Annotated in this window: 6 protein-coding genes; all 6 read left to right on the top strand. The window is 68.5% G+C overall.

What is annotated here, in order from left to right; genetic code table 11:
• Positions 1 to 46 precede the first annotated feature (46 nt).
• Positions 47 to 1,915 carry a translational GTPase TypA gene (typA, locus tag ACFY07_RS15455; protein WP_230747120.1) on the top strand — a complete coding sequence of 623 codons (1,869 nt, stop codon included), beginning with the start codon at positions 47 to 49 and terminating at the stop codon, positions 1,913 to 1,915.
• 458 nt (positions 1,916 to 2,373) lie between these two features.
• Positions 2,374 to 4,011, top strand: a complete 1,638-nt coding sequence (locus ACFY07_RS15460; protein ID WP_390869104.1) for an ABC transporter substrate-binding protein — start codon at positions 2,374 to 2,376, stop codon at positions 4,009 to 4,011.
• Between the two features lie 109 nt (positions 4,012 to 4,120).
• Positions 4,121 to 5,047, top strand: a complete 927-nt coding sequence (locus tag ACFY07_RS15465) for an ABC transporter permease (protein ID WP_390869105.1) — start codon at positions 4,121 to 4,123, stop codon at positions 5,045 to 5,047.
• The gene (locus tag ACFY07_RS15470) at positions 5,040 to 5,981 is read left to right on the top strand and encodes an ABC transporter permease (protein WP_230747126.1); all 942 of its coding nucleotides are present in this window, start codon (positions 5,040 to 5,042) and stop codon (positions 5,979 to 5,981) included. The genes ACFY07_RS15465 and ACFY07_RS15470 overlap by 8 nt, the downstream gene beginning before the upstream one ends.
• A gap of 13 nt (positions 5,982 to 5,994) precedes the next feature.
• Positions 5,995 to 7,047: an ABC transporter ATP-binding protein gene (locus ACFY07_RS15475; protein WP_390869106.1), complete on the top strand. Its 1,053-nt coding sequence runs from the start codon at positions 5,995 to 5,997 to the stop codon at positions 7,045 to 7,047.
• Positions 7,040 to 7,416: ATP-binding cassette domain-containing protein (locus ACFY07_RS15480; protein ID WP_390869107.1), on the top strand; the 377-nt coding region annotated here is incomplete at its 3' end. The genes ACFY07_RS15475 and ACFY07_RS15480, both read left to right, overlap by 8 nt.

Raw genomic sequence — 7,416 nt, forward strand, 5'->3', positions numbered from 1 at the left:
GCAGGCCGGGGCGCCACGATCCACGATCCGGGAGAGACCGCTCCGCATGCCCACGCGCAATGACATCCGCAACGTCGCCATCGTCGCCCACGTCGACCACGGCAAGACGACCCTGGTCGACGCCATGCTGAAGCAGGCGGGCGCCTTCGCCGCCCACCAGCACGTGGACGACCGGGTGATGGACTCCAACGACCTGGAGCGTGAGAAGGGCATCACCATTCTCGCGAAGAACACCGCCGTCCGGTACCACCCCAAGGACGGCGGCGAGCCGATCGTCATCAACATCATCGACACCCCCGGCCACGCCGACTTCGGCGGCGAGGTCGAGCGCGGCCTGTCGATGGTGGACGCGGTGGTGCTGCTGGTGGACGCCTCCGAGGGCCCGCTCCCGCAGACCCGCTTCGTGCTGCGCAAGGCGCTCCAGGCGAAGCTGCCGGTCATCCTCTGCATCAACAAGACCGACCGTCCGGACGCCCGGATCGACGAGGTCGTCAACGAGACCTACGACCTCTTCCTCGACCTGGACGCCACCGAGGACCAGATCGAGTTCCCGATCGTCTACGCGTGCGCCCGCGACGGTGTCGCCTCGCTGACCAAGCCCGAGGACGGCACCGTCCCGGCCGACAGCGACAGCCTGGAGCCGTTCTTCTCCACCATCCTGGAGCACGTGCCGGCCCCCGAGTACGACGCGGAGGCGCCGCTCCAGGCCCACGTCACCAACCTGGACGCCGACAACTTCCTCGGCCGCATCGCGCTGTGCCGCGTGGAGCAGGGCGAGCTCAAGAAGGGCCAGACCGTCGCCTGGATCCGGCGCGACGGCTCGATCCAGAACGTCCGCATCACCGAGCTCCTCATGACCGAGGCGCTCACCCGCAAGCCGGCCGAGAAGGCGGGCCCGGGCGACATCTGCGCGGTGGCGGGCATCCCGGAGATCATGATCGGCGAGACCCTGGCCGACCCGGAGAACCCGGTCGCGCTGCCGCTGATCACGGTCGACGAGCCCGCGATCTCGATGACCATCGGCACCAACACCTCCCCGCTGGTCGGCAAGGGCGGCAAGGGCCACAAGGTCACCGCCCGCCTGGTCAAGGACCGCCTGGACCGCGAGCTCGTCGGCAACGTCTCGCTCCGCGTGCTGCCCACCGAGCGCCCCGACGCCTGGGAGGTGCAGGGCCGCGGCGAGCTGGCGCTGGCGATCCTGGTGGAGACCATGCGCCGGGAGGGCTTCGAGCTGACCGTCGGCAAGCCGCAGGTGGTCACCAAGCTGGTCGACGGCAAGGTGCACGAGCCGGTCGAGCGGATGACCATCGACTGCCCGGAGGAGTACCTGGGCGCGATCACCCAGCTCATGGCGACCCGCAAGGGCCGCATGGAGACCATGACCAACCACGGGTCCGGCTGGGTCCGCATGGAGTTCGTGGTGCCCGCCCGCGGCCTGATCGGCTTCCGGACCGAGTTCCTCACCGACACCCGCGGCACCGGCATCGCGCACTCGATCTTCGAGGGCCACGAGCCGTGGTTCGGCGAGCTGCGCACCCGCAGCAGCGGCTCGCTGGTGGCCGACCGCTCCGGCCCGGTCACCGCCTTCGCGATGACCAACCTCCAGGAGCGCGGCACCCTCTTCGTGGAGCCGGGCACCGAGGTCTACGAGGGCATGATCGTCGGTGAGAACTCCCGCGCCGACGACATGGACGTCAACATCACCAAGGAGAAGAAGCTCACCAACATGCGCTCCTCGAACGCCGACGTCGCCGAGTCGCTGGTGCCGCCGCGCAAGCTCTCCCTGGAGCAGTCCCTGGAGTTCTGCCGCGAGGACGAGTGCATCGAGGTGACCCCGGAGACCGTGCGGATCCGCAAGGTCGTCCTGGACCAGAAGGAGCGCGGCCGCGCGACCTCGCGCGCCAAGAAGGGCTGACCTCCGCTCCGACCCCGCCGCCGTGCCGCCGGCCGCCGCCCCCCTCGGGCGGCCGGCGGCGCGGCGTGCCCCGAAGCCCCCGGTGCGGTCCTGCATCCGGGGGCTTCTTCACGCTCCGCTGTCGACGCGCGTAGCGGATCCCGTGCCCGGATGCACGGATATCGGCGTTCACCGTCCGTCATGGATGGCAACTGTCCGTTTCGTGACTGTCTGTCTATGTCTGTAATGTCCGAAATAAGAAACCTTTACATGCCGCACGTGACCAAATTGAAATCCGGAATCGGCATTTCCGTGTCCCACGGTGACGGATAGTGGGTGACGTTGTGCTCGGGTCAAGGGTCACGCGCAGGGGTGCGCGCCGAACCTCGAGCGAGGAGAGCGACGGTCATCCGCGACACAGTGGTCGCAGGCCGCCGGCGCCCTCCACGTGACGAACCTTTCTCTCAGGAGGCATCCCCATGCGCGGTGCTACCCAGGCCAAGTGGGCCATGGCGGCTGCTGCCGTCGCCCTCGCGGCGACCGCTTGCGGCGGCAACGCCGGTAGTGGCAGCGGCAGCGGTTCCAATGCGGCGGTCGACCCCAAGGGCACCTTCAGCTACCAGAGCAGCGAGCCGCAGAACCCGCTCCAGCCGGCGAACGCCATGGAGGTCGGTGGCGGCCGCATCATCCAGAGCATCTTCAAGGGCCTGGTGGACTACGACCCGGCGACGGGCAAGATCCGCAACCAGGTTGCGGACTCCATCACCACCAAGGACTCCAAGACCTGGACCGTCAAGCTGAAGTCCGGCTGGACCTTCCACAACGGCGAGCCGGTCACCGCCCACTCCTTCGTGGACTCCTGGAACTGGTCGGCCAACGTCAAGAACAACCAGATCAACAGCTTCTGGTTCTCCGACATCAAGGGCTACTCCGACGTCCACCCGGACAAGGGCGACCCGAAGAGCGACACCATGTCGGGCCTGAAGGTCCTGGACGACCACACCTTCACCATCGAGCTCTCGGCCCCGGTCTCGTACTACGAGTACAAGCTCGGCTACTCCGCCTTCTCGCCGCTGCCCAAGGCCTTCTTCACCGACCCGAAGAAGTACGGCCAGCAGCCGATCGGCGACGGCCCCTACAAGTTCGTCAAGTGGGAGCACAACAAGGGCGTCACCGTCGCCGCGTACGACAAGTACGCCGGCGTGGACAAGCCGAAGAACGGCGGCGTCTTCTTCAAGGTCGAGGCCACCGGCGAGGCCGCGTACCAGGAGCTGCTGTCCAACACCCTCGACGTGATGGACCTGGTGCCCGCCAACGCGCTGGCCACCTACAAGACGGACCTCGGCAGCCGCGCCGTGGACCAGCCGCAGGGCGCCATCCAGGCCATCTCCTTCGCCATGTACAACAAGGACTGGCAGGGCAAGGACAAGAACCTCGTCCGCCAGGGCCTCTCCATGGCGATCGACCGCGACACCATCACCAAGACGGTGCTCCAGGGCTCCCGCCAGCCCGCCGACGGCTGGGTGCCGCCGGGCGTCGCCGGCTACAAGGCCGGCAGCTGCGGCGACGCGTGCAAGTACGACCCGGCCAAGGCCAAGGAGCTGATCAAGCAGGGCGGCGGCGTCCCCGGCAACAAGATCACCATCCTGTACAACGCCGACGGCTCCCACAAGGAGTGGGTGGACGCGGTCTGCAACAGCATCCGCCAGGCCACCGGTGTCGACTGCACCGGCGACCCGAAGCCGGACTTCAAGACCGCGCGCGACATCATCACGCAGAAGAAGGTCACCAGCCTCATGCGGTCCGGCTGGGTGCAGGACTACCCGCTGAACGCCAACTTCCTCAAGGACATCTACGTCAGCGGCGCGGACGCGAACGACGGCGGCTACTCCAGCCCCGAGTTCGACAAGCTGGCCCACGCCGCCGACAAGGCGACCAGCATCGACGAGACCGTGGCGCTCTACCAGCAGGCCGAGGCCCAGCTGGCCAAGGACATGCCGTCCATCCCGCTCTGGTACTACAAGTCGACCACCGGCTACTCCACCAGCGTGCAGAACGTGAAGTACGACTCCTTCGGCAACCCGGTCTTCACCCAGGTCGAGGTCAAGAAGAAGTAATCGGCCCGGCTCCGCGCCGACCGGAACGACCAGCGGGACGGCCGCCCGGCCCCGACCCCCGACGGGGGCCCGGGGCCAGGCGGCCGACCCCGACTGACTTGGAGGCACGATGGGGCGCTACGTCGCGCGGCGACTGCTCCAGATGATCCCGGTGTTCCTCGGGACCACCTTTCTCGTCTTCATGATGGTGTACTCGCTCCCGGGCGACCCCATCAAGGCGATGTTCGGCGACCACGCGGCCGACCCGGCCACCGTGGCCCACCTGCGGCACCAGTACCACCTCGACATGCCCTGGTGGCAGCACTACCCCCTCTACGTGTGGCAGCTCATGCAGGGCCACCTCGGCCAGACCTTCGGCGGCGTCGAGGTCTCCCAGGTGCTCTCGCAGGCGTTCCCGGTGACGATCCGCCTGGCGCTGCTGGCCTTCGTCATCGAGATCGTGGTCGGCCTCGCCCTCGGCCTGCTGGCCGGCCTGCGGCGCGGCAAGCTGGCGGACAAGCTGGTCCTGGTGTTCACGCTCCTCGTGATCTCCGTCCCGGTCTTCGTGATCGGCTACATCTGCAGCACCGTCTTCGGCATCACCCTGGCCTGGACCACCCCCACCGTCCAGGACTCCAACAACCTCGGCCAGCTCCTCCTCCCGGCGTTCGTGCTGGCCTCGCTCTCCCTCGCGTACGTCGCCCGGCTGACCCGCACCTCGCTGGTCGAGAACGTCCGCGCCGACTACATGCGCACCGCGATGGCCAAGGGCCTGCCCCGGCGCCGCATCATCGTCAACCACCTGCTGCGCAACTCGCTGATCCCCGTCGTCACCTTCCTGGGCACCGACCTCGGCGCCCTGATGGGCGGCGCGATCGTGACCGAGGGCATCTTCAACGTGCAGGGCGTCGGCAACGCGCTCTACCGCGCGATCCGGGCGTCCGAGGGGCCGACCGTGGTCGGCATCGTCTCCGTGCTGGTGATCGTGTACCTGATCTCCAGCCTGCTCGTCGACCTGCTCTACGCGGTCCTGGACCCGAGGATCCGGTATGCCTGACGTGATCGAGAAGGAGGCGGCGGTCCCCGGCTCCGCCTCCGCCCCCGCGACCGCCCCGGCCAAGGCCGGAAAGCCGCGCAGCCTCTGGTCCGACGCCTGGCGGGACCTGCGGCGCAACCCGTTCTTCGTGGTCTCCGCCGCGCTGATCCTGCTGCTCGTCGTCATCACGCTCTGGCCGAGCCTGTTCACCTCGGTCGGTCCGCGCGACGCCGACCTGCAGCACCACTACCTCGGCGCGGCCGACTACGGCCACGTCTTCGGCGCCGACTGGTTCGGCTACGACGGCCAGGGCCGCAGCATCTACGCCCGCGTCCTCTACGGCGCCCGCGCCTCGGTGATCGTCGGCCTCTGCGTCACCGCCTTCGTCACCGTGCTGGGCGGCCTGCTCGGCATGCTGGCCGGCTACTTCGGCGGCTGGCTCGACACCCTGGTCTCCCGGCTCACCGACATCTTCTTCGGCATCCCGCTGCTCCTCGGCTGCCTGGTGGTCCTCAACGCCTTCACCCACCGCACGGTGTGGACCGTCGTGCTCGCCCTCGGCGCGCTGGGCTGGACCCAGATGGCCCGCGTCATGCGCGGCTCCGTGGTCACGGTCAAGGAGGCGGACTACGTGACCGCCGCCAAGGCCCTGGGCGCCGGCACCACCCGCATCCTGCTGCGGCACATCCTGCCGAACGCGATCGCCCCGGTGATCGTCGTCGCGACCATCGCCCTCGGCGGCTACATCTCCACCGAGGCGACCCTGTCCTACCTGGGCATCGGACTGCAGGACCCGACCGTCTCCTGGGGCATCGACATCTCCTCGGCCCAGAACGTCATCCGGACCGCTCCGCACGTGCTCTTCTTCCCCGCAGGCATGCTGAGCATCACGGTGCTGGCGTTCATCATGCTCGGCGACGCGGTCCGCGACGCCCTCGACCCCAAGCTCCGCTGAGAGGGGGCATCTCATGACCACCATCGAGAAGACGAACCCGGCCGGGAACCCGGCGGCGGCGGACACCGCTCCGCTGCTCGAGGTGCGCGACCTGCACGTCGAGTTCGTGACCCGTGAGGGGGTCGCCCAGGCGGTCAACGGCGTCAACTACAGCGTCAGCGCGGGCGAGACGCTGGCGGTGCTGGGCGAGTCCGGCTCGGGCAAGTCCGTGACCGCCCAGACCATCATGGGCATCCTCGACATGCCCCCGGGGCGGATCGCCAAGGGCGAGATCCTCTACCGCGGCGAGGACATGCTCAAGATGAGCACCGAGCAGCGGCGGAGGATCCGCGGGCAGAAGATCGCCATGATCTTCCAGGACGCGCTGTCGTCGCTGAACCCGGTGCTGACGGTCGGCTACCAGCTGGGCGAGATGTTCCGCGTCCACCAGGGCATGTCCAAGAAGGACGCCAGGGCGAAGGCCGTCGAGCTGATGGACCGGGTCCGCATCCCGGCCGCCAAGGAGCGGGTGGACCAGTACCCGCACCAGTTCTCGGGCGGCATGCGGCAGCGGATCATGATCGCGATGGCGCTGGCGCTGGAGCCGGACCTGATCATCGCGGACGAGCCGACCACCGCCCTGGACGTCACCGTCCAGGCCCAGGTCATGGACCTCCTCGCGGAGCTGCAGCGCGAGTACCGGATGGGCCTGATCCTGATCACGCACGACCTGGGTGTGGTGGCGGACGTGGCGGACAAGATCGCGGTGATGTACGCGGGGCGGATCGTGGAGACCGCGCCGGTGCACGAGCTGTACAAGAACCCCGCCCACCCGTACACCAAGGGGCTGCTGCAGTCGATCCCGCGCCTGGACCAGAAGGGCCAGGAGCTCTACGCGATCAAGGGCCTCCCGCCGAACCTGCTGCGCATCCCCTCGGGCTGCGCCTTCAACCCGCGCTGCGAGATGGCGCAGGACGTGTGCCGTACCGACGTCCCGGCCCTGCACCGGGTCACCGACGCGGACGGCGCCGAGCTGGTGGGCCGCGGAAGCGCCTGCCACTTCTGGAAGGAGACCCTCCGTGGCTGAGCCGATCCTCGAAGTCCGGGACCTGGTCAAGCACTTCCCGCTCACCCAGGGCATCCTCCTCAAGAAGCAGGTCGGCGCCGTCAAGGCCGTCGACGGCGTGTCGTTCACCCTCCACCAGGGCGAGACGCTGGGCATCGTGGGTGAGTCGGGGTGCGGGAAGTCGACGCTCGCGAAGGTGCTGATGAACCTGGAGCGGGCGACGTCCGGTCAGGTGCTGTACAAGGGCGAGGACATCGCGCGGCTGTCGGGGCGGGCGCTGAAGGCGGTCCGTCGCAACATCCAGATGGTGTTCCAGGACCCGTACACCTCGTTGAACCCGCGGATGACGGTGGGGGACATCATCGGGGAGCCGTTCGAGATCCATCCGGA

Source organism: Streptomyces sp. NPDC001380 (genome assembly GCF_042895785.1).
Lineage (GTDB): Bacteria > Actinomycetota > Actinomycetes > Streptomycetales > Streptomycetaceae > Peterkaempfera.